The 22,041-nt window shown below is 54.3% G+C and carries 20 protein-coding genes; 12 read left to right on the top strand and 8 right to left on the bottom strand.

What is annotated here, in order from left to right:
• The first annotated feature begins 155 nt into the window (after window positions 1–155).
• On the top strand, window positions 156–2,255 hold the full coding sequence (locus tag TH30_RS04315) for a methyl-accepting chemotaxis protein (RefSeq protein WP_114096802.1): 2,100 nt from the start codon (window positions 156–158) through the stop codon (window positions 2,253–2,255).
• Between the two features lie 92 nt (window positions 2,256–2,347).
• Here TH30_RS04315 and TH30_RS04310 read toward each other — a convergent pair whose 3' ends face one another.
• The 7 genes from TH30_RS04310 to TH30_RS04280 form a co-directional block, all read right to left on the bottom strand.
• Window positions 2,348–3,685, bottom strand: a complete 1,338-nt coding sequence (locus tag TH30_RS04310) for a ferredoxin reductase family protein (protein ID WP_114096801.1) — start codon at window positions 3,683–3,685, stop codon at window positions 2,348–2,350.
• A gap of 140 nt (window positions 3,686–3,825) precedes the next feature.
• Window positions 3,826–4,992 carry an adenosylhomocysteinase gene (locus TH30_RS04305; protein ID WP_114096800.1) on the bottom strand — a complete coding sequence of 389 codons (1,167 nt, stop codon included), beginning with the start codon at window positions 4,990–4,992 and terminating at the stop codon, window positions 3,826–3,828.
• 124 nt (window positions 4,993–5,116) lie between these two features.
• Window positions 5,117–5,821: a glutathione S-transferase N-terminal domain-containing protein gene (locus tag TH30_RS04300; RefSeq protein ID WP_114096799.1), complete on the bottom strand. Its 705-nt coding sequence runs from the start codon at window positions 5,819–5,821 to the stop codon at window positions 5,117–5,119.
• A 242-nt stretch (window positions 5,822–6,063) separates the two neighbouring features.
• The gene (gene cynS, locus TH30_RS04295) at window positions 6,064–6,504 is read right to left on the bottom strand and encodes a cyanase (protein ID WP_114096798.1); all 441 of its coding nucleotides are present in this window, start codon (window positions 6,502–6,504) and stop codon (window positions 6,064–6,066) included.
• Window positions 6,505–6,541: 37 nt separating this feature from the next.
• Complete coding sequence (locus TH30_RS04290) at window positions 6,542–7,468, bottom strand: ABC transporter ATP-binding protein (RefSeq protein WP_114096797.1); 927 nt, start codon at window positions 7,466–7,468, stop codon at window positions 6,542–6,544.
• An 11-nt stretch (window positions 7,469–7,479) separates the two neighbouring features.
• Window positions 7,480–8,310 carry a nitrate ABC transporter permease gene (ntrB, locus tag TH30_RS04285; RefSeq protein ID WP_114096796.1) on the bottom strand — a complete coding sequence of 277 codons (831 nt, stop codon included), beginning with the start codon at window positions 8,308–8,310 and terminating at the stop codon, window positions 7,480–7,482.
• 1 nt (window position 8,311) lies between these two features.
• A complete protein-coding gene (locus tag TH30_RS04280) occupies window positions 8,312–9,757 on the bottom strand; it encodes a CmpA/NrtA family ABC transporter substrate-binding protein (protein WP_114096911.1) in 1,446 nt (481 codons plus the stop codon).
• A gap of 214 nt (window positions 9,758–9,971) precedes the next feature.
• On the opposite strand from TH30_RS04280, the gene TH30_RS04275 reads away from it, so the two are divergent.
• The 8 genes from TH30_RS04275 (at window position 9,972) to rbsK (ending at window position 18,566) form a co-directional block, all read left to right on the top strand.
• On the top strand, window positions 9,972–11,927 hold the full coding sequence (locus TH30_RS04275; protein WP_114096795.1) for a sigma 54-interacting transcriptional regulator: 1,956 nt from the start codon (window positions 9,972–9,974) through the stop codon (window positions 11,925–11,927).
• 168 nt (window positions 11,928–12,095) lie between these two features.
• Window positions 12,096–12,290: a twin transmembrane helix small protein gene (locus tag TH30_RS04270; protein WP_114096794.1), complete on the top strand. Its 195-nt coding sequence runs from the start codon at window positions 12,096–12,098 to the stop codon at window positions 12,288–12,290.
• Between the two features lie 57 nt (window positions 12,291–12,347).
• On the top strand, window positions 12,348–12,920 hold the full coding sequence (locus TH30_RS04265) for a cob(I)yrinic acid a,c-diamide adenosyltransferase (RefSeq protein WP_114096793.1): 573 nt from the start codon (window positions 12,348–12,350) through the stop codon (window positions 12,918–12,920).
• 241 nt (window positions 12,921–13,161) lie between these two features.
• Window positions 13,162–13,911 carry an electron transfer flavoprotein subunit beta/FixA family protein gene (locus TH30_RS04260; protein ID WP_101245387.1) on the top strand — a complete coding sequence of 250 codons (750 nt, stop codon included), beginning with the start codon at window positions 13,162–13,164 and terminating at the stop codon, window positions 13,909–13,911.
• 15 nt (window positions 13,912–13,926) lie between these two features.
• Window positions 13,927–14,862 carry an electron transfer flavoprotein subunit alpha/FixB family protein gene (locus TH30_RS04255; RefSeq protein WP_114096792.1) on the top strand — a complete coding sequence of 312 codons (936 nt, stop codon included), beginning with the start codon at window positions 13,927–13,929 and terminating at the stop codon, window positions 14,860–14,862.
• Window positions 14,863–14,930: 68 nt separating this feature from the next.
• Complete coding sequence (locus tag TH30_RS04250; protein ID WP_114096791.1) at window positions 14,931–15,818, top strand: 3-hydroxybutyryl-CoA dehydrogenase; 888 nt, start codon at window positions 14,931–14,933, stop codon at window positions 15,816–15,818.
• 165 nt (window positions 15,819–15,983) lie between these two features.
• Complete coding sequence (gene xylB / locus TH30_RS04245; RefSeq protein ID WP_114096790.1) at window positions 15,984–17,450, top strand: xylulokinase; 1,467 nt, start codon at window positions 15,984–15,986, stop codon at window positions 17,448–17,450.
• A gap of 162 nt (window positions 17,451–17,612) precedes the next feature.
• Window positions 17,613–18,566, top strand: coding sequence for a ribokinase (rbsK, locus tag TH30_RS04240; RefSeq protein ID WP_114096789.1), 954 nt, complete (start codon window positions 17,613–17,615; stop codon window positions 18,564–18,566).
• Between the two features lie 19 nt (window positions 18,567–18,585).
• Here the strand turns inward: rbsK and TH30_RS04235 are convergent, their stop codons facing one another.
• Window positions 18,586–19,146: a TlpA disulfide reductase family protein gene (locus tag TH30_RS04235; RefSeq protein ID WP_114096910.1), complete on the bottom strand. Its 561-nt coding sequence runs from the start codon at window positions 19,144–19,146 to the stop codon at window positions 18,586–18,588.
• A 31-nt stretch (window positions 19,147–19,177) separates the two neighbouring features.
• On the opposite strand from TH30_RS04235, the gene argH reads away from it, so the two are divergent.
• Genes argH through lysA form a run of 3 tightly spaced genes read left to right on the top strand, consistent with a single transcriptional unit; the run spans window position 19,178 to window position 22,004 of the window.
• On the top strand, window positions 19,178–20,593 hold the full coding sequence (gene argH, locus TH30_RS04230) for an argininosuccinate lyase (RefSeq protein ID WP_114096788.1): 1,416 nt from the start codon (window positions 19,178–19,180) through the stop codon (window positions 20,591–20,593).
• Window positions 20,590–20,736 carry an LPS translocon maturation chaperone LptM gene (gene lptM / locus TH30_RS22060; RefSeq protein ID WP_181850149.1) on the top strand — a complete coding sequence of 49 codons (147 nt, stop codon included), beginning with the start codon at window positions 20,590–20,592 and terminating at the stop codon, window positions 20,734–20,736. The genes argH and lptM overlap by 4 nt, the downstream gene beginning before the upstream one ends.
• Window positions 20,733–22,004 carry a diaminopimelate decarboxylase gene (lysA, locus tag TH30_RS04225; protein ID WP_114096787.1) on the top strand — a complete coding sequence of 424 codons (1,272 nt, stop codon included), beginning with the start codon at window positions 20,733–20,735 and terminating at the stop codon, window positions 22,002–22,004. The genes lptM and lysA overlap by 4 nt, the downstream gene beginning before the upstream one ends.
• Window positions 22,005–22,041: the final 37 nt, after the last annotated feature.

The raw sequence follows: 22,041 nt of genomic DNA, 5'->3' as shown, positions 1-22,041 counted from the left end.
CAACCTTGACGGGCCGCTTTTCCATATCAACCTAAAGTATGATATCTTTAACACTTCCCTATAGTGATAAACTGGACCAAATCAAACGCAGAAGCCTGAGAAATCTCAACAAAACAGGCCCAATAGCCTTTCCAGGGGAAAAGGGAGAGACGTTCATGAATCACGCCTCCGCAATGTCAGAAAAAACAATCTATGCGCGAATAGGCGAAACAAAAGTTCTCTTTGATCAGCATGCAGATCGCATTGCCGAAAGCCTGATCACGGAGCTACTTGGAACAGGACAAAGCAGCGCGGATAAAACAGCGCCGCAAAGCCTTGTGCCTGACCTTGCCCAGCGTTTCCGTACCATGGCGACCACAACCTCGGCAGATGCGTTTAACCAGTGCTTTGGCGATCACGTATTGGCGCAGGTATCCGGAGACCTGACACCGGACATCATTGTTCTTGCCTATCACAAGGCAGCTGCAAACTGCACTTCGCTGGCAGCGGCCACGAAGGGAATTCGCGCGACACCGGCACTCACTGATGCGGCACACAGCCTGTTGATGGCCGATATGGCGTCCCTGATGGCAGCCCAGCAAAGACAGATTTCTCAACAACGGGCATCTTCGGAAATACAGTCAATGTCCGAAATCATCGAACGTGAAACGGACAATATCATCTCCGAAGTCGGTTTTCAGGCCGGGCGCACCAATGACGTTGCGCAAACCATGGAAAAAGATGCCAGCGAATTGTCACAGCTGGTCGAACGGATCACGTCAACTACTGAAATTGCCAGCAGCAATGTCGCTACTGTGGCCTCGGCAACCGAAGAATTGCAGGCATCCAGCCACGGAATTGCGGATCGCATTCATAAAACCAATGACATTGCGGGTCAGGCCGTTATCCGCGCACAGGAAACATCCCAAACGATGAACAGCCTGTCGGAAACGGCAAGCGAGATCGGCAAGGTTGTCGATATCGTCAAACGCATTTCTGACCAGACCAAGATGCTTGCGCTTAATGCCACCATCGAGGCCGCACGTGCCGGTGATGCGGGCAAGGGATTTGCCGTTGTCGCAAACGAGGTCAAGAACCTTGCGACCCAGACCGAAAAGGCAATTCTGGATATCAACTCCCAGATCACCGCAATCCAGGGGGCAACTTCGGAGGCCGTAACCGCGATCGAGGGTATTGGCGGTGCAATTGACGAAGTCAGTCAGCTGTCTGCGGATATCTCGGCTTCTGTTGAACAGCAAACAGCTGCAATTGCCGAGATCTCGACCAGTGCACAGGAAGTGTCGACGCATATGCGCGGCATCTCCAGCGATATCGAGCTTGCCAGTGAAAAATCACAGAACGCCAGTGAAACTGCGGAAAACCTGCGCGTTCTGGCGTCAAACATTCGCAATGATATCAACGAAATGGAAAGCCGGTTCCGTACGGTGCTGCGCAACACAGAAAGTGCCAGCCGTCGCCACGAGGAACGTGTCCCGATTGCGGTTGATATCAAGGTGGATTTCGGTAGCGGCGATATCCGAAACGGCGTTACCGCTGACATGTCGCTGGCCGGGCTTCTGGCCCGCATTGACGCGAGCGAGAAAGATCGCAACAAATCGATCACGATCACCATGGCCGATGGTACGACCCTGCATGGTATCGTAAAGGCCGTTTCGGCCCTTGGCACCCATGTTCAGTTTACCGAACTTGATGATCAGGCCAATCAGGTCATCCTGAGCCACCTTAAGAAAACCCACGATCACGACAACAAGATTGCCGACCTTGGCAAACAACTGGCACTTGATCTGGCAAAGGTTCTTGAGACCGGCCTTCGCAATAACGAGATCAGGCACGAAGACCTGTTCAACCCGCACTACGAACCGGTTGACGGCAGTGACCCGAAACAGTTCATGACACCGTATATTCCGTTCACGGATCGGAACTTCACACCGCTTCAGGAAGCGATTCTTGAAAAAGACAAGCATATCGTCTTTGCTGCGGGTGTGGATTCAAACGGCTATCTTCCAACCCACAACAAGATTTACAGCCAACCTCAAAAACCCGGAGAAGCGGCTTGGAACATGGGCAATTGTCGCAACCGGCGAATCTTTGATGACCGCGCCGGTCTGATGGCCGCACGTAATACCAAGCCACATCTGCTTCAGACCTATTTCCGCGACATGGGGGATTCTGTGGTCTTTATGAAGGAATGCGATGTCCCGATCATTGTTAATGGCGAACAATGGGGGAATCTTCGCATCGGATACCGCGCGTAAACTGAACACCGTTCAAGATGCGAGCAAACAAACGGGCGGCCTGATAATGGGCCGCCCGTAAAATTTTGTGCATCACGTCACAACGCAGTGATCTAGCGGAAGTCAAACAGTTCCTGATGAAAGGCCCGTCTGTTCAAACCGGCTGCGACAAGATCATTCTTTATCGCCAAACCAAACGCGCTTGGTCCACAGAACCAGACATGGGCCTGCTTCCATTCCGGCACTTCACCACGCAGTTTTTCACCGGTCAGGAAACCATCCTGGGCATCGCGCCACTGATGCAGGCGAACACCCGCCTTACTGGCCAGGGATTCTATTGATGCCATCAATTCGGCGTCACATTCCGGGGCAACCTGAAAGAAATCAATCTCAAAGGATTCCGGTTTTTCTGCCAGGGCTTCCAGCCATGCAACAAAGGGGGTCAGACCGATCCCGCCCGAAATCCATATCTGACGTGCATGTTTGCGATCAAGAGTGAAGGTTCCATAGGGTCCTTCAAGGACCACTGCATCACCAGATTTCAGTGTATCGGGCAGCTTTTTTGTATAATCGCCCAGTTCCTTGGCAATAATGGTCAGGCGAGGGTCATCCTTGTGCCATGCAGATGCAATGGTAAATGGATGTATCTCGTCACTGGCGCCAAAACGGGCAAAGGCAAACTGACCAGCCCGATGCCCCTTCCAGCCACCATCTGTTTTGATCCTGATTTCGAGCGATCTCATTTGCGGGAAGTAATTCAGCTCTGTGACTTCGCCACCAGATTTCCGGTCCCTGCCAATCCGGCCTGTTAGAACGATAATCGCGCAAACCGTTCCGACTGCGAGCATTCCTGCCATGACATATCCGACAGGTGTCGCCCAGTTGGCAAAGTCAAGCAGCACCACGCCATGATAGACAAGAACCAGATAAACCGGCGCAAGGAGCGTGTGTGTTTTTGCAAACCAGCGATACGGGACCCACTTGATCAGCGCGACAATGATCAGCACCACCGCGATGTAAAACGCCCACTCGCCAACACTTTCAGCCAGACCGCGTTGTGCCCCGAAAAAGGACTGCCCCCAGTGCAGGGTCCCTTCATCCGGTCTTGGGCCACGGGGGCCGCGCTCATAAAGACCAAGCGCCGAAGCCCATTTGGGTGCCATCCGCCAGATCCAGTGGATGATGGATAAGGCCAGGGCAGTGATCCCCAGCCATTTGTGCAATCGATATGCCTTGTCCAGCCCGCCCAGCCGCTGGGACAGCAAAACCGGGCGTACCGCAAGCAACATGATCAGGCTCATCAACCCGATCGCCAGCACACCGGTATATTGCACCATATAACCGCGCAAACCGATAAAGGTCGTCGCCTGGAAGACATCGGGATTCGAAACAAACCAGACACCGGTCAGCACCAGCAGGAAAGTACCAAACGCCGTTTCAATTCGCCTCATTACCGACCTCCATCCACCGGTTCGCGTGCTGAACGCAGGAACAGGCGCACCGTGAAACACCAACAAGCCTGATTTTATCACGCTTGTTGGGTCTCAACCTTGCGATGTATCACTTTTGGGTCGGCAAGACAGAAGCAGGATCAGCTATGTGAGTGCAGGATCGCCTCGGCAATTTCGCGTTCAATTTCAGCGGGATAATCATAGAATCCCGGCTTGAACGACGCTGCCCCGCCCGATGCCAGCCAGTCAATGCCCCGGATCAGAATGGCCGAGAACGGATCAAACAGATCCTTGCCCGATCCGCCCATGCCAGGAGCAAGATTGAGCAGGCTGCCACGGTTCAGCAGATAAACCTCGCGGCTGTTATCAAGCTCGAACCGTTCGATATAACGGCGCATCTTCGTCTGTTTCTGGGTATCAAGCCACGCCACATCGATCTCGGTATTTGAATGACCGACATTGACCAGAATGGCACCACGACGGCACTGTTTGATCTGTTTTTCGCCGAGAATGCCTGAAAGTCCGGTCGCTGTTACAATGATCGCACATTCCTTGATACCGTCTTCAAGGCTGACCACGCGGCATCCGTGATGCTGGGCTTCAAGGGCGCGCACCGGATCACGTTCGGCGACCGAAACCACCGCACCAAGATTGCGTGCACGTTCGGCCACACCACGCCCGACCGGACCAAAACCGATGACAAGAACCGACCGCCCATAAAGCGCCAGACCCGTCACGTTGGAAAAGACCGGCCACATTTCCTGCGCCACATGGTGACGGTTATGCAGACGATCCTTGATCGCGATATCGTTCCAGTTAAAGACCGGGAAGGAATAATCAAGTTTCTCGACGCGATGCACACCGGTCGTGGTGGCTTCAAGCGCGCCGTCAACCTTATGACCCTTTTGCACAAAGGCCTCGATCAGCTCGCCGCCCATATCAGCAACAATGTCTGCCGGTTCAGACGACAGGATATCGATACTTTTGGCATATTCATCGGGCGTCATGCCCGAAAATGCATGAACCTCGACCCCGTTGGCCGCCAGATAGGCTGCGGCCACATCATCGGTGCTGTCCGGGTTGCACGCACCCACCTTGACTTTCGCACCCGCCTTCACGAAGGGCAGCAAGGTCGGGATGGTGTCTTCAAGCACATGCTGGAAACTGACGATTGTCTTGTCGCGCAGATCACGTTTGGCGACATAGTTTCCATATTTTGCTGTTACCGGGCAGATGACTTCACGCCATGCAAGCGTTTCGTCATTGATCTGCTGGGCAAGGGTAGCGTCCTTGATGCGACTGGTCATTATTGTATCTCTTGAAACTTCGTGGGCGATAAAACTTCCCACTAGTTAATAGCAGCCTGACCGGATGGAAAGCATTTCTGACCATCCGGTCAAACTTCGATACAGTTTGTCGCAAACAGGCCGATTAATCGCGGGCCGGAATATTCAGTCCGCGCTGTACCGCCGGTCGTGCAAGGCCACGTTCAAGCCATGCCGGAACATTTGAAAGCGTGTCATATTCGACCAGATCACCGGCCTCATAAAATCCGGTCAGGTTGCGCACCCAGCCCAGAATCGCGATATCGGCAATGGTATATTCATCGCCCATGATCCAGTTGCGCCCTTCAAGACGGGTTTCGAGCACACCAAGAAGACGCTTTGACTCATTCACATAGCGGGTAAGCGGTCGCTTGTCCTCGATCTCCTTACCGGCAAATTTGTGGAAGAAACCAAGCTGTCCAAAGATCGGCCCGATTGCCGCCATCTGGAAATAGACCCACTGGATCGTCTCGATCCGTTTGACCGGATCAGATGGCAAAAACTTGCCCGTCTTTTCCGCAAGATATTGCAAGATCGCGCCGGATTCAAAAAGACCGATCGGTGTACCGTCAGGCCCATCAGGATCAATGATTGCCGGGATTTTACCGTTCGGGTTCAAGGACAGGAATTCAGGCGTCCATGTCTCGTTCTCGCCGATATTGATCAGGTGGGGTTCATATTCAAGACCGGTTTCCTCAAGCATGATGGAAACCTTGACCCCGTTCGGGGTCGGCAATGAATAGAGCTGAATGATATCGGAATTCTTCGCAGGCCAGCGTTTGGTGATGTCGAATGCGGAAAGGTCAGCCATCTGATGTTGATCCCTTTTTGGTTTCGCTTGCAAGCCATCGAACGTCAAAACGGTCCGGCTAACAAGCAATTACATATGATCAGGATTTAGCAGATCATGTCCTTTTCGCCAGCCCCTACCGGGTATTTTGGAACATTTCAAAACGGATCAGGCCCGTTTGAATACACAAACGGGCCTGGCCGGATTGCGACATCGCGACGATTACCGCGTCACGGTCGAAAATCGGAATCCTCGATCACACCTTACCAGGCGCGATATTTCAGGAATTTGCCATCCAGGGTGATAACGACGCGATCGCCTTTGGGATCTTCCTTGCGCTCGATATACATTTCGTAATCAATCGCGCTCATGATGCCGTCACCAAACTTCTCATGGATGATTTCCTTGATCGTTTCGCCGTAAACACCAACGATTTCATACAGTCGATAAATCGCCGGATCAGTCGGAACGGCCTGATCCCAGATTTTCATCGGGCATTCCTGAATGACTGCCGATGCTTCTGGTGGCAGGTTGAACAAGGCCACAAGCATATCCGCCTTGTCCTTTGGTGCGGAATTCATGCCAAAGCAGACCGAAGTGGTCCAGACCGGCGACATGCCGATCTTGCTTGCAATCTCTTCCCAACCAAGGCCTTTGGCTTTCTTGGCTTCAAGGATCATTTCTTTGACGTCAGCTTTTTTCATGGCTTTTCTCCACTTCTGATACAGCAGGTTGTTTTGATTAATCGGCACTGTTGACCGCACGCTTGCGCGCACCGGATTTGCTGCCTGTTTCTGATGAAATGACTGCCCCGGCATTTGCTCCGAAACGGACAGTTTTGGGTGCAGCTTGCTCGTCACCATCCTGTTTTCCGGCAAGTTCGCGCGACCGCGTCGCCAGGAACTCCACCAGATGATTTCGGATATCGTAGTAATCCGGATGATGAATGATATTTGCCCGTTCGCGCGGGCGTTCGATTTCGACCTGAACGGACTCTGCCACCCGTGCATAGGGACCGTTGGTCATCAAAAGGATGCGGTCCGCAAGCAGGATGGCTTCATCGACATCATGCGTGATCATGAAGACCGTCTGATCAGACCCCGACCAGATCCGGATCAGCTCATCCTGAATGCTGCCACGTGTCAGCGCATCTAGTGCGCCGAACGGTTCATCAAGCAAAAGCAATTCCGGCTGGATGGCAAAGGCACGGGCAATCGAGACGCGCTGACGCATCCCGCCCGACAATTGCGACGGCTTGCGAAGCTCCGCCCCGCCTGCCAGACCGACCATCTCAAGATATTTCATGGAATGATCGTGAACCTGTTTCTTGCTCCAGGATTTGTAGCGGGCCTGTACGGCAAAGGTCACGTTCTTGAGGGCCGAAAGCCATGGCAACAGGGAATAGTTCTGAAATACGATCCCGCGATCCAGACTGGGGCCCGCGACCTCTTTGCCATTCATGATGACAGCGCCGTCGCTGGGTTCGTCCAGACCTGCAAGGATATTGAGGATCGTTGATTTGCCACAGCCGGAATGGCCGATGATGCAAACAAACTCGCCCTTTTTGATGCCAAGATTGACGTTTTCAAATACGGTCAGGCCTTCACCACCTTTGGGTGCCTGAAAACGTTTGGTAAGGTTCTGGACGCTCAGGAATGGTGTCGACATATCAGGTCTCCTTATTCCTGGTACTGCACAAGACGTGCGCAATAGGCGAAGGCGGTATCAAGCAACATGCCGACAAGGCCGATCATGAGGATCGAGAACACCACACTGGTCAGATCAAGGTTGTTCCATTCGTTCCAGACGTAGTAGCCAATGCCGGTCCCACCGACGAGCATCTCGGCTGCCACAATCACCAGCCATGCGATCCCGATTGAAATGCGCATACCGGTCAGAATGGTCGGTGCAGCCGCTGGAAGAATGACAATCCATGCGGTTTTAAGTGCGCCAAGCTCATGGGTTCGCGCCACATTCACCCAGTCCTTGCGCACGCCCGCCACACCAAAGGCGGTGTTGATCAGCATCGGCCAGATCGAACAGATGAAGATGACGAAGATCGCCGACGCCTGACTGTCCTGAATGACAAACAGGGCCAGAGGCATCCACGCCAGTGGCGAGATGGGCCGTAGAACCTGAATGAAGGGATCAAGCGCCTTGTACATCAAGGGCGACATCCCGATCAAAAAGCCGATCGGAATGGCCAGTGCTGCGGCAAGGAAATAACCGGTCAGAACCCGATAAAGCGAATAGCCGATCTGGATGCCGATCCCCTTGTCGTTGGGGCCTGCATCATAGAAAGGATTGCTGAGTTCTTCCCAGGCCTTGCCAATCACTGCCGAGGGCGGTGGCACAGCTGCCTTCGGCTCTGCCCCACCCATCAGAAGTTCATATTCTGTCAGTTCGCCAGAAAGATTTTGTTTCGGGCTGGCGGCCTCCCAAAGGCCGAGGAAGACCGCCAATAGCACGAGTGACAAAACCAAAGCCCTGGCATTCAAGGATGCCAGCATATCAGCTTACCCCTTTGCCAATCGCAAAGCTGTTGACGTAGGCTTCGGGCTGATCGGGATCAAAGGTCTTGCCCATGATCGTGTAGCTTTTGTAGGTCGAAGTCGGCGCTTCATACCCAAGGTCTTTCATCACCTTGGCGCAATCGGTTGCGACATAGACCTCTTCGGCGATTTTCTTGTAATCAATATCGCCTTCGATATAACCCCAGCGCTTCATCTGGGTCAGGATCCAGACACCCATCGAATGCCATGGGAACGGATCGAAATCGATGCGATCAGGAACGTTTTTAACCTCGCCCAGACCGTCGGCATAACGCCCGGTCAGGACCTGTTCGATCACCGGAACCGGCTGGTTCAGATAGTTGGCCGGTGCGATTGCAGCCGAGATTTCCTTGCGGTTTTCCGACTTGGCTGCGTATTGGGTCGCATCGACGATGGATTTCAAAAGCGCGCCATAGGTATTTGGCAGTTCTTCTGAAAACGCCTTGGAGCATGCGAATGCGCAGCACGGATGGCCTTCCCAGATATCCTTGGTCAGGGTATGCAGGAAGCCGATTTTTTCCCAGACGGCTCGCTGGTTGAACGGATCAGGCGACAGGTAGCCGTCAAGGTTACCGGCACGCAGGTTCGCAACCATCTCGGGCGGCGGAACAACGCGGATCTGAATGTCTTTGTCCGGGTCCAGACCATGTTCGGCGACATAATAGCGCAGCAGGAAGTTGTGCATCGAATATTCGAACGGCACACCGAACTTGAAGCCCTTCCACTGTTTGGGATCGCGCTTGTCAAGATGGTCATTGTGCAGAACGATGGCCTGACCGTTGATGTTTTCAACAGCGGGCATCAGGAACGGGGTTGCGGTCGACCCCGCCCCCATCGAAATCGCCAGCGGCATCGGGGTCAGCATGTGCGACGCGTCATATTCATTGTTCAATGACTTGTCGCGGGCAACGGCCCATCCGGCCGTCTTGATGACATCAACATCAAGACCGTATTTTTCATAGAAGCCCATCGGCTGCGCCATGATGATCGGTGTGGCACAGGTGATCGGAACAAAACCGATATTGAGCTTGGATTTCTCGGGCGTACCAAGATCATCAAGGATCGCTGCCTTGACCTTGTCGATCGGCAGAACCGATGCCAATGCTGCCATCATGGTGCTGCCACCAACCATCTTGGCAAAGGAACGACGCGAAATTTCGTTATGCCCGAAGACCGAACGCACAATTGCGCTGTCAATTGCGCGGTCCAGAATTTCTTCGCTGCTTTCCGGCGATTTGGCCGCCATGTCGCTATGCGCTGGCATGGTCGCCAGATCGTGTTTTACGCCATGATCATGATCAGCATGTTTATGCCCGCCGGACGCGCATGCCTCACAGCCGCAAGATTTGCTATGACGCAGGTCGCTATCGCCACTAAATGGATCACCCAGACTTTTAACTGACATTTTGATCACCCCCTGTGTTGTTAAGCTGCCCACATCAGACAGCACCAGACATTCAATCGGGGTAACAGCAATCACTGTGCCAGTTTGCTGCGGCGCGGCATTCTTGTTGAAAACACTGGACTCGCGGGAGAATCGCGGGCAATCTCAACACATACGAAAAATCGTAATTTACGATAATTCGTAGATTAATTACGAATTATCGTAGGAAATTCGTATGACCCTCGACATAAACCAGTCAGTCTCAATGTCTTTGGAGCCACTGCATCTGCATGCTCTGCTGGCGCATACACATCCGACAATTCTGGTTCATCCGAAAACCGACAGCATCGTTTTTGCCAATGAGGCTGCGGCAAAATTGCTGGGACGCAGCATTGACGAGCTGAAGTCATCACGAATGAGCGCACTGCACAAAGGTCAGGTGCCAAGTCTGGTCGTCTTTAGTCAGGCAGCGCTCTATCACGGTTTCGCCTGGACCCGCGGGCTGGACCTGACCCGACCGGATGGCACCGAGCTCAAACTTGAACATGAAGCCCGCGCCATCATGCTTGGTGACGAGGAATATCTGACCGTAACCATTTCCGATCTTGATGCGCGCCATCGCCGCGATGTCGATTCCGAGGCGGATGACTATCTTCGTGAAGGCATATCTGAATGGCGTCGGGCAGAACGCTTTTTCCGCGAGATCGAACGTGAAAACCAGCTGATCCTCGGGGCTGCTGGCGAGGGTATCTATGGTGTCAATTCAGACGGTGTCACAACCTTTGTGAATCCCGCAGCCGAGCGCATGCTGGGATGGACAGCAGAGGAACTTGTCGGCAAGGAAATCCATTCGATCATTCACCATTCCCATATGGATGGCGAACCCTATCACGCGCAACACTGCCCGATTTACAATGCATTCCGTGAAGGCATTGTCCGCCGGGTTGATGATGAAGTGTTCTGGCGCAGCGACGGAAAACCGATCCGGGTTGAATATACATCGACCCCTATTCGTGATCATGGGCTTGTGATTGGCGCCGTGATTGTGTTCCGCGACATTACTGAACGTAAAATCGCCGAAGAAAAACTGCATGCCGCCCTGGCCGAGGTCGACCGGCTGCGCGAACGGCTTGAGCTCGAAAACGCCTATCTTCAGGAAGAAATCCTGTCGACCAACAACCACCATGAAATCATCGGACAGTCAGATGCCATTCAGGGCGCGCTCAAGCAGATTGATCTGGTCGCCCCGACCGACGCCAACGTTCTGATCACCGGCGAATCCGGCACTGGTAAGGAGCTGATCGCGCGCGCCATCCATCAGGCAAGCACACGGTCTGATCGCGTTCTGGTGCGCGTCAACTGTGCGGCCATTCCCCATGAACTGTTTGAAAGCGAGTTTTTCGGCCATGTCCGCGGTGCCTTTACCGGGGCCATTCGCGACCGCGTCGGGCGATTCGAACTGGCAGACGGCGGGACACTGTTTCTTGACGAGGTTGGCGAAATCCCGCTGGAGCTACAGGGAAAGCTACTTCGCGTTCTGCAAGACCAGAAATTCGAACGCATCGGCGAGGAACGCACCCGCGAGGTCAATGTCCGCCTGATTGCCGCCACCAACCGCGACCTTAAGGAAGAAGTGAGACAGGGACGTTTCCGCGAAGACCTTTATTTCCGGCTGAACGTCTTCCCGATTGAATGCCGTCCGTTACGCGAACGCCCCGACGACATCCCGCCACTTGCCGCCCACTTCCTGCGCAATATCTGTCAGCGCCTGAATATCGCCCAGCCAACCCTGACCAAGGGACAGGTTCATGTCTTGCAAAATTATGGCTGGCCGGGAAATGCGCGCGAACTTGAAAATGTTATCGAGCGCGCCGCCATTCTGGCCCATGATGGCAAGCTGCATTTTGACCTGCCCGACGTCACCTCACGGGATGGCAGAAAACCGCCCTCCTCGCCCAAGGCGGACAAGGATGCGACGCCCGAGAAGACCATTATGACGCGTGAGGACCTGCGGCAAACCGAATATCACAATATCATCCGCGCCCTGACCGAGACGCGCGGCAAGATTTTCGGGACAAACGGGGCCGCCGCCTTGCTGGACATTAAACCGACCACGCTGGCATCGCGTATCAAGAAATTCAAAATTGATCGCCGCGACTTTGCCCCGACTGAAAATGATCCTGCCAGGTAATTACGAAAACTTCCGATCCGCCGGTTGCCAGCACAACCGGTTTGGCGCAGCATGTCGCCACCCAAGATACAAGATCAATAAATCCGGCTGGTGGACATTGCCCCTTAAGACAACCGGACAAACCGGTTTCCGGCAAAAATCCGCAGGCAAAGACAGGGAAGAACAAAAATGACAGCATTTTTGCAGATTGGTGCGCTGCTTGCGATGGCTGCAGTCGCAGGCGTTCTGGTGATGGGCATCATTTCGATGGCACGGGGCAAGGATGCACGCAAATCAAATAAACTGATGCAGCTTCGCGTCCTGCTTCAGGCGGTTGCCTTGCTGCTTTTGTTCATCCTGTCATTGATGGCGCTTGGCAAATAGGCATCTGCCATTCACGACTTATCCACCCACAAACGATACGAATATAACGGACAGCACATGGTTCAATTGACACGCATCTACACAAAATCCGGCGACAAGGGCAAAACGGCCCTTGGCAACGGCACGCGGGTTCCCAAAAACTCCGTCCGGGTTGAGGCCTATGGCACCGTTGACGAAACCAATTCCGTGATCGGTGTTGCCCGCCTGCATGCCGACGGCGAGATTGATGCCATGCTGGCGCGAATCCAGAACGATCTGTTTGATCTGGGTGCCGATCTTTGCACGCCGGGCGATGGCAGCGATGATAACCCCGAACAGCCTGCCTTGCGGATCATCGCCAGACAGACCGAACGCCTTGAAAACGAGATCGACCAGATCAATGCCGAACTGGATCCGTTGAAATCGTTCGTTCTGCCCGGGGGCAGTGCGCTTTCGGCACAGCTTCACGTCGCGCGGACAGTTTCACGGCGTGCGGAACGGCTTATTGTCGAACTTGCCGGAATCGAGACCATCAATCCGGAGTGTGTGCGCTATATCAACCGGCTTTCGGACCACATGTTTGTCCTGGCCCGCCATGCCAATAACGGTGGCAAGGATGATATTTTGTGGCAACCCGGACTGACGCGCTGACGATTTTTTTTGGATAAATCCCTGTTAATCGGCGGATTTGTGCCGTATCAAGGTCGCGAAGGGCATCAAAAATTCAGTGAAGAAGTTGTCGTTAACGTCAACACCTTTACGTAAATTGACAACCTGCGTAGCACCCCCTATTGTGCATCGCGGGGAAAACAGTAACATGCGGGCCCGCAGCGAACTGCCCCGGCAGGGCGCCAAAGCCCATAGTTTCGACAACAAAACGAACAGGTCTGTCATGAAGGTTCTTGTCGCCGTTAAGCGCGTTGTGGATTACAACGTCAAGATCCGAGTCAAACAGGACCAGTCTGGCGTTGAATTGAACAACGTCAAAATGTCCATGAACCCGTTTGACGAAATCGCCGTTGAAGAGGCTGTCCGCCTCAAGGAGGCAGGTACTGCGACCGAAGTGGTTGCTGTATCGCTCGGCGTTAAACAGTGCCAGGAGACCCTGCGCACCGCCCTTGCCATGGGTGCCGATCGCGGCATTCTGGTCGAAACCGAGGATGAGCTTCAGCCGCTTGCCGTCGCAAAACTCCTGAAGGAAGTCGTTGCCAAGGAAAGCCCGGATCTTGTGATCCTCGGCAAACAGGCAATTGACGACGACGCCAACCAGACTGGCCAGATGCTGGCTGCTTTGCTGGATTGGCCGCAGGGCACTTTCGCATCCAAGGTTGCCGTTGCTGACGGCAAACTCGACGTTACCCGTGAAGTTGATGGCGGTCTTGAAACCGTCAAGCTTGATCTTCCGGCAATCGTCACCACCGACCTGCGTCTCAACGAGCCGCGTTATGCGTCGCTGCCAAACATCATGAAAGCCAAGAAAAAGCCGCTCGACACCCTGAGCCCGGCCGACCTTGGTGTTGATACCGCGCCGCGCCTGAAAACCCTGAAAGTGACGGAACCGCCGGCACGTCAGGCAGGTGTCAAAGTTGCCGACGTCGCAGAGCTTGTCGACAAGCTCCGCAACGAAGCAAAAGTAATCTAAGCGGGGATCAATCAAATGAGCATTCTTGTTATTGCCGAACACGACAATACCGAACTTAAGGGTGGCACGCTGAACACCGTTGCCGCAGCCCAGAAGATCGGTGGCGACATTGCCATCCTCGTTGCTGGTGAAAACTGCCGCGGTGTAGCCGAAGCAGCCGCAAAGGTTGCCGGTGTCTCCAAGGTTCTGGTTGCAGATAACGCCGCCTATGGCCATTTCCTGGCTGAAAACATGGCCGGTCTTGTGACCGAACTTGCCGAAGGTTACAGCCACATTCTGGTTCCGGCTTCGACCTCGGGCAAAAACTTCATGCCGCGCGTTGCAGCATTGAAGGACGTCGCGCAGATTTCCGACATCACCGATGTCGAAAGTGCCGATACCTTTGTCCGTCCGATCTATGCCGGTAACGCGATGGCGACCGTTCAGTCGTCTGACCCGCTGAAACTGATCACTGTTCGTACCACGGGCTTTGATCCGGTTGCAGCCGAGGGCGGCTCTGCTGCCATCGAAGACGTTGCTGTTGTTGCCGATGCCGGTAAATCCAGCTTCGTTGGTCAGGAACTGACCGAGTCGGAACGTCCGGAACTGACCGCAGCCAGCGTTGTCATTTCTGGCGGTCGCGGCATGGGTTCAGGTGAAAACTTCCACCTGATCGAGCCGATTGCCGACAAACTCGGCGCTGCCATTGGCGCTTCGCGCGCTGCGGTTGATGCCGGATACGCTCCGAACGACTGGCAGGTCGGTCAGACCGGCAAAGTTGTTGCACCGCAGCTATACATTGCTGTAGGCATTTCAGGTGCTATTCAGCACCTTGCCGGCATGAAGGACAGCAAGGTCATTGTCGCGATCAACAAGGACGAAGAAGCGCCGATCTTCTCGGTAGCTGATTACGGACTTGTCGCTGACCTGTTCGAAGCCCTTCCCGCTCTGGCGAGTGAACTCGACAAATAATCTGATCCCAATTAGGGTCAAAACAGTGAATTCTATTGTTTTGACCCTAGGGGACGAGTGGGGAACAAATGGCTTCGTTGGAAGATATCAAAACCATTGGCGTGATCGGCGCCGGTCAAATGGGCAATGGCATTGCACATGTGATCGCGATTGCCGGTTACGACGTCCGAATTCTCGACATCTCGCAAGATGCCCTTGATAAGGCCATCGGCGTGATGGACAAGAACATGGACCGCCAGGTCAAAAAAGAGCTGATTACCGCAGCGCAAAAAGACGCAGCTCTTGCCCGCGTCTCAACCGGAACGGAATACAGCTTCCTTTCGGATTGCGATCTGGTGATCGAAGCGGCAACCGAGAATGAAGAAATCAAGAAACAGATCTTCAAGGCTCTTTGCCCGGTTCTTGGCCCGGAAGCCATCATCGCGACCAACACTTCCTCGATCTCGGTGACCCGTCTGGCGTCCTATACCGACCGCCCAGCGAAATTCATGGGTATGCACTTCATGAACCCGGTGCCGCTGATGAAGCTGGTGGAGCTGATCCGTGGTATTGCCACCGATGAGACCACCTATCGCACCATTCATGAACTGACCAAGAAACTGGGCAAAGACACGGCAAGTGCGGAAGATTTCCCGGCTTTCATCGTCAACCGTATCCTTCTGCCGATGATCAACGAGGCGATCTACACCCTTTATGAAGGTGTGGGTAACGTCGAATCCATCGACACGGCAATGCGTCTGGGTGCGAACCATCCGATGGGTCCGCTGCAACTGGCTGACTTTATTGGTCTGGATACCTGTCTTTCGATCATGCATGTCCTGCATGACGGTCTGGCAGATACCAAGTATCGCCCTTGCCCGCTGCTGGTCAAATATGTCGAAGCCGGATGGCTTGGCCGCAAGGTTGGCCGTGGCTTCTATGACTATAGCGGTGATGAGCCGGTCCCGACCCGCTAGGGACTGCTTTAAAACATTCGCATTTTCAAATTAAAAGCCGTTGTGAAAATCAGCGGCTTTTTTTGTTGCAATCGATCCGTCAAGCCACTGGAATACAGCTCTTGCAACCCGCACAGATGTGATGCCGGGATCAAATGACAAAAGAAGTCTGGAGGCAGTCCAAGCATGTTTCTCGGGATTGATGTTGGTACATCAGCCGTCAAGGCACTGCTGATCGACGAAAACTCGGCAACCGTCGCCGAGACTGATATCCCTTTGTCCGTTTCCAACCCGCACCCGTTCTGGAGCGAACAGAACCCGGCGGACTGGTGGGACGCGACCCTGCGTGCCATCGACGCATTGCATCGCCAAAATCCCGGTGCGCTTGCCGTGACACGCGCCATTGGCCTGTCAGGGCAAATGCATGGTGCAACATTGCTTGGCGAAGACGATATGCCGCTTCGTCCTGCGATCCTGTGGAATGACGGGCGCGCCAAGAAGGAATGTGACGCGCTTGATGCTGCCCTGCCCGATCTGGGGCTTCGGGCCGGTGTTGCCACCATGCCCGGCATGACTGCCCCCAAGATGATCTGGCTTCAAAAGCACGAACCCGAGCTGTTTGCAAAGGTCAGAACCATTCTGCTGCCCAAGGACTATATCCGGTTTTGCCTTTCGGGTGACAAGGTCACCGAAATGTCCGATGCCGCAGGTACGCTTTGGCTTGATGAAGAAAGCCGCAGCTGGAACGAAGCCGCTATCGAGGCTTGCGGGCTTTTAATGGACCAATTGCCCAAACTTGTCGAAGGATCGGATGTCACCGGCACATTGCGCCGTGACCTTGCAGATCGTTGGGGCATGACTGCCGGGGTGATCATTGCCGGTGGCGGCGGCGATGCCGCAACCGGGGGGATCGGTGTCGGTGCTGTGCGTCACGGGGATGGCTTTATCTCGCTTGGGACGTCATCGCAGATCTTTGTCGCCTCGGACAGATACCGACCCAAACCCGAAGAACTCCTGCACAGCTTCACCCATGCCATTCCGGGTCACTGGTTCCAGATGGCGGTCCTGCTTAATGGAGCCAGCTGCCTGCAATGGGTGGCAAGGCTTCTGGGTGAAAGCGATATTGGCGCTTTGCTTGCAAGGGTCGAGGCCCAGCACAACGCACCATCGGATATTCTGTTTTTGCCTTACCTCAACGGTGAACGTACACCGCACAATAATCCCTATGCCCGTGGCGTGTTTTTCGGACTGGGCAGTGACACAAACCGCGAAGCCATGGTGCAATCGGTGCTTGAGGGCGTTGCCTTTGCGCTCAGCGATGCGCAATCACGGCTGCATGCTGCCGGAACCCGTTGTGAATTGCCCGGTGTGATCGGTGGTGGCGCACGCAGCCGATACTGGATTCAGCTGATTTCGGACATTATGGGCACCCCGCTCGCACGTTACGAGGGTGCGGCAAAGGGCCCGGCATTTGGTGCAGCACGTCTTGCCCGACTGGCTTTGACACAGGAACCTGTCGAAGATGTTTGCAAGAAACCGGCGATCGAGGAAGTGATTGAGCCCGATCCGGCGCGGCATGCCTCCTATCAGCCCCGCTTTGCCAAATTCCGCCGTCTTTATGCCGCACTGGCAAGTGAATTTACGCCATCCTGACAATAGGGATCCTATATGAAATTGCACTTCTTGCGGAGATCTGTCGCTGCAGTTGACGTTTTTACCTGCAAAACAACCAATTTAATCCGCAAGCTTCTTTAAACCAATGATCTAGTGCCAATATCATTGTGAGGTATTAGTTTTCTACCATTTGGATAGACCATGAGTATTGTCGTTGTTGGAAGCTCAAACATTGATTTTGCTGCGCGCGTTGCAAAATTTCCACAACCCGGCCAGACCGTTGCAGCAAAGGAATACATATCCGGCCCGGGTGGCAAAGGATGCAATCAGGCACTTGCCGTTGCGCGGCTGGGGGTTTCCCCTGTTTTCATATCCAAAATCGGCGACGACGCACTGGGCCGACAACTGATTGAAACGCTTGCCGCCGAAGGGCTCGATACCAATCATCTGATCATGGCTGACGCAGCTCAGACCGGGATAGCATTGATTTCAATTGATGAGTCCGGTGAAAACATGATCACTGTGGTCGGCGGTGCCAATATGACCATGACCCGTGCGGACCTGCATGACAAACAGGAGTCTCTGCGCGATTGTAACTATCTGCTTTTACAGCTGGAATGCCCGGTGGTGGCAGTGGATTGCGCAATCAAATATGCCCGCGAAGGACGCGCGAAGGTCATTCTTGATCCGGCTCCGGTGCAGGATCACATGGTGATGCGCGACCTGCTGGCATTGACCGATATTGTCACCCCCAATAGCAGCGAATGCCGCGTCATGACCGGTATTGATCCGGTTGACACCAAAAGCGCACAGCAGGCAGCCAACGCACTTCATGAAATGGGCCCAAAGACCGTCATCATCAAAATGGGCGGCGATGGCGCATTCTATTCCGCCGATGGTCAATCTGGAGATGGCCAGTCTGGAAATAGTCAGTCAGGAATGGTGCCGTCCTTTTCGGTCAACGCCATAGACACGGTGGGTGCAGGTGATTGCTTTAACGCGGGACTTGCGGTTGCCCTGCATGGTGGTCAGTCATTACCCGATGCCGTGCGTTTCGCCTGTGCGACCGGCGCACTTGCCACCACGCGCAACGGTGCGGCCGATGCCGCACCAAATATCGAACAGGTCCTTGCCCTGCTTGAAAACAGGGCGTAAGGCCTGTGGTCAACACGCGTTACGAGGTCTGATCAATCAGGTCATTGAAATAGGAAATGACATCGGGTGCATCCCATTGCGCGATGCCTTCGAGTTTACCGCGAATAACACCGTTGCCATCAATCACAAAGCTGGTCGGAAGACCGCGTGCCCCCATCTTGCGCGCGGTCGCACCGCGCGGATCAAGCACCACATCAAGATTGTCGATTCCATTCTTTTCAAAGAATTCCGTAACGGCAGCGGCACCACCGCGGTCCTGACTGAGTGCCAGAACACGGAACGCCTTGCCATCCATCTGCGCAGCAAGACTGTCGAGTTCTGGCATTTCCTTGACGCATGGAACACACCATGTCGCCCACAGATTAACCAGAACAACCTTTCCCTTCAGGCTGTTAAGCGGGATTTCCCCATCTTTTTGATCGACAAATGTGATCCCGTCGGGCAAAGAACCGTCATCAGACGGGGCAACCATCTTTGAAAGTTCTTGCGGGAATTGCGTATCTGCAAAGGCAGGGGTTGCATAAATGCCCGATATGGCGACAATCACGCCAAGTTTTACGTAACGAAGCAATGTCTTCACAACACTCACCTTTCCAAGACTGCGGATCAAGATGACCGACCAAAACGCCACCGACCAGAAAAACGCCAACTCCCTGTGGGGAGGTCGCTTTGAAGCAGGCCCGTCAGCCATCATGGAAGAAATCAATGCTTCCATCGGTTTTGACAAACGCCTTTATGCCCAGGACATTCAGGGCTCCAAAGCCCACTGCGCGATGCTGGTCAAGCAGAACATCATCCCCGCAGAAGATGGCGAAAAGATTACCAATGGTCTAGACCAGATCCTTCAGGAAATCGAGAGCGGGCAGTTCAAATTCTCGAGCGCGCTTGAAGATATTCACATGAATGTCGAAAGCCGCCTGCGCGATCTGATCGGTCCGGCAGCAGGTCGTCTTCATACCGCACGCTCGCGCAATGATCAGGTCGCAACCGACTTCAAACTCTGGGTTCGCGATGTTGCACTTGCCGATCTTGAGGCCGGTCTCAAGGGCCTTCAGGAAGCGCTGATTACGCAGGCCGAAACCCATGCCGAAACCATCATGCCGGGCTTTACCCATCTGCAGGCAGCCCAGCCGGTGACCTTTGGCCATCATCTTCTGGCCTATGTGGAAATGTTTGGCCGTGACCGTGGCCGTGTCGCCGATTGCCGGACGCGCGTAAATGAAAACCCGTTGGGTTCAGCCGCCCTTGCAGGCACACCTTATCCGATTGACCGTCACATGACGGCAAGCGCGCTTGGCTTTGATCGTCCGACGGCGAACTCGCTTGATGCGGTATCGGATCGTGACTTTGCACTCGAATATCTTAACGCAGCCTCGATTGCTGCGATGCATCTGTCGCGTCTGGCCGAGGAAATGGTCATCTGGTGTTCGGCACAGTTCCGCTTTATCGGCATGTCCGACAAGTTCTCGACCGGCTCCTCGATCATGCCGCAGAAACGTAACCCGGACGCCGCCGAACTGATCCGTTCGAAAATCGGACGTATCGTTGGTTGCTATAATTCCCTGATGTTGTCGATGAAGGGCCTTCCGCTGGCCTATTCCAAAGACATGCAAGAAGACAAGGAACCGGTTTTCGAGGCCCACGACCATCTGGGTCTGTGCGTTGCTGCCATGACCGGCATGGTCGCTGACATGAAAGTCTTTGCCGATAACATGCGCGCCGCTGCCGGTGCCGGTTACACCACTGCAACCGACCTTGCCGACTGGCTGGTGGCCGAGCTTGGCATGCCGTTCCGCGATGCCCATCATGTGGTTGGCGCAACTGTGAAGCTGGCCGAGTCCAAGGGATGCGATCTTGATCAGCTGCCCCTTGAAGACCTTCAGGGGATCGAACCAAAGATCACCAATGCAGTTTATGACGTCCTGACCGTCGAGGCATCTGTTGCCGCCCGCCAGAGCTTTGGCGGCACCGCACCGGTGCGCGTCAAGGAATCGGTCAAGGCTGCAAAGGAAAGGTTTATGAAATGACCCCTGCTTTGCTTAAACGCGGCATCGTGATCACACTGGCAGTCATGCTGGGTCTTTCGGTGGTAGCTTGCGGCAAAAAAGGCCCGCTTGAACCGCCGACCGAAAAAGGCAACGAATATCCAAGGGACTACCCCGCCAAATGAACCATTTTGAATATATTGATGGCGTGCTTCACGCCGAAGGCGTTTCGATCCCCGAAATGGCGGATAAAGTTGGTACGCCGTTTTTCTGCTATTCGACGGCAACGCTTGAGCGCCACTACAAGGTTTATGCCGACGCGTTCGAGGGGCTTGATGCCACTGTATGCTTTGCTGTGAAGGCAAACTCCAATCAGGCTGTGCTGAAAACACTGGGCAATCTTGGTGCCGGTGCCGACGTGGTATCGGTTGGTGAAATGCGCCGCGCCCTGCGTGCAGGAATTGATCCCGCCAAGATCATCTTTTCGGGCGTTGGCAAGGCAGACGCAGAAATGCGCGAAGCTCTTGAGGCCGACATTGCGCAAATCAATGTCGAAAGCATCCCGGAACTGGTTGAACTGAACCGTGTTGCCATCGAAATGGGCAAAAAGGCGCGCATTGCGCTACGCATCAATCCGCATGTCGATGCCAAAACCCACGAAAAGATCGCGACCGGCAAGGCCGAAAACAAATTCGGCATCGACTGGACCCGCGCGATCGAGGTTTACCGTGATGCCGCAGCCATGGATGGTATCGAGGTTACCGGCATTGCGATGCATATCGGCTCACAGTTGACCGATCTGACCCCGTTCCGCGAGGCATTCACCCGTCTGGCGGGGCTGGTCGAGCAACTTCGTTCCGAAGGCATCCATATCCGCAATCTTGATCTGGGTGGCGGCCTTGGCATCGCCTATCAGGGCGAAACGCCGCCGCTTCCCGATGCCTATGGCCAGATGGTGCGCGAAACGGTCGGTCATCTTGGGTGTCACATCACCCTTGAGCCCGGTCGTCTGATTGCCGGCAATGCCGGGATCATGGTGTCGCGTGTCATGTATATCAAAGACGGCGAAGCAAAGCGTTTCGTCATTCTTGATGCCGCGATGAATGACCTGATCCGTCCGACGCTTTACAGCGCCTATCACGAAATCATCCCGGTTGAAGAACAGGGCGAAGAAGACGTGCAGGCAACTGTCGACGTCGTCGGCCCGGTTTGCGAAACCGGCGACACATTCGGCAAAGACCGCAAATTGCCAGATGATCTCAAGGCCGGTGATCTGGTCGCAGTGATGTCAGCAGGTGCCTATGGCGCGGTGATGTCCTCGACCTATAACACCCGTGCATTGACGCCCGAGGTACTGGTCAAGGGCAACAATTTTGCGATTGTCCGCCCCCGTCAGGAAATCGATCAGCTGATCAATATGGATCAAATCCCTGCATGGCTCGGTAACGAGTAAGCTTGCGCCATTCCATATGAATGATTTTCAGGTGGCC

Source organism: Thalassospira profundimaris, assembly GCF_003326795.1.
GTDB classification, from domain to species: domain Bacteria; phylum Pseudomonadota; class Alphaproteobacteria; order Rhodospirillales; family Thalassospiraceae; genus Thalassospira; species Thalassospira profundimaris_C.
This window is presented reverse-complemented; position numbering and strand designations above follow the sequence as displayed.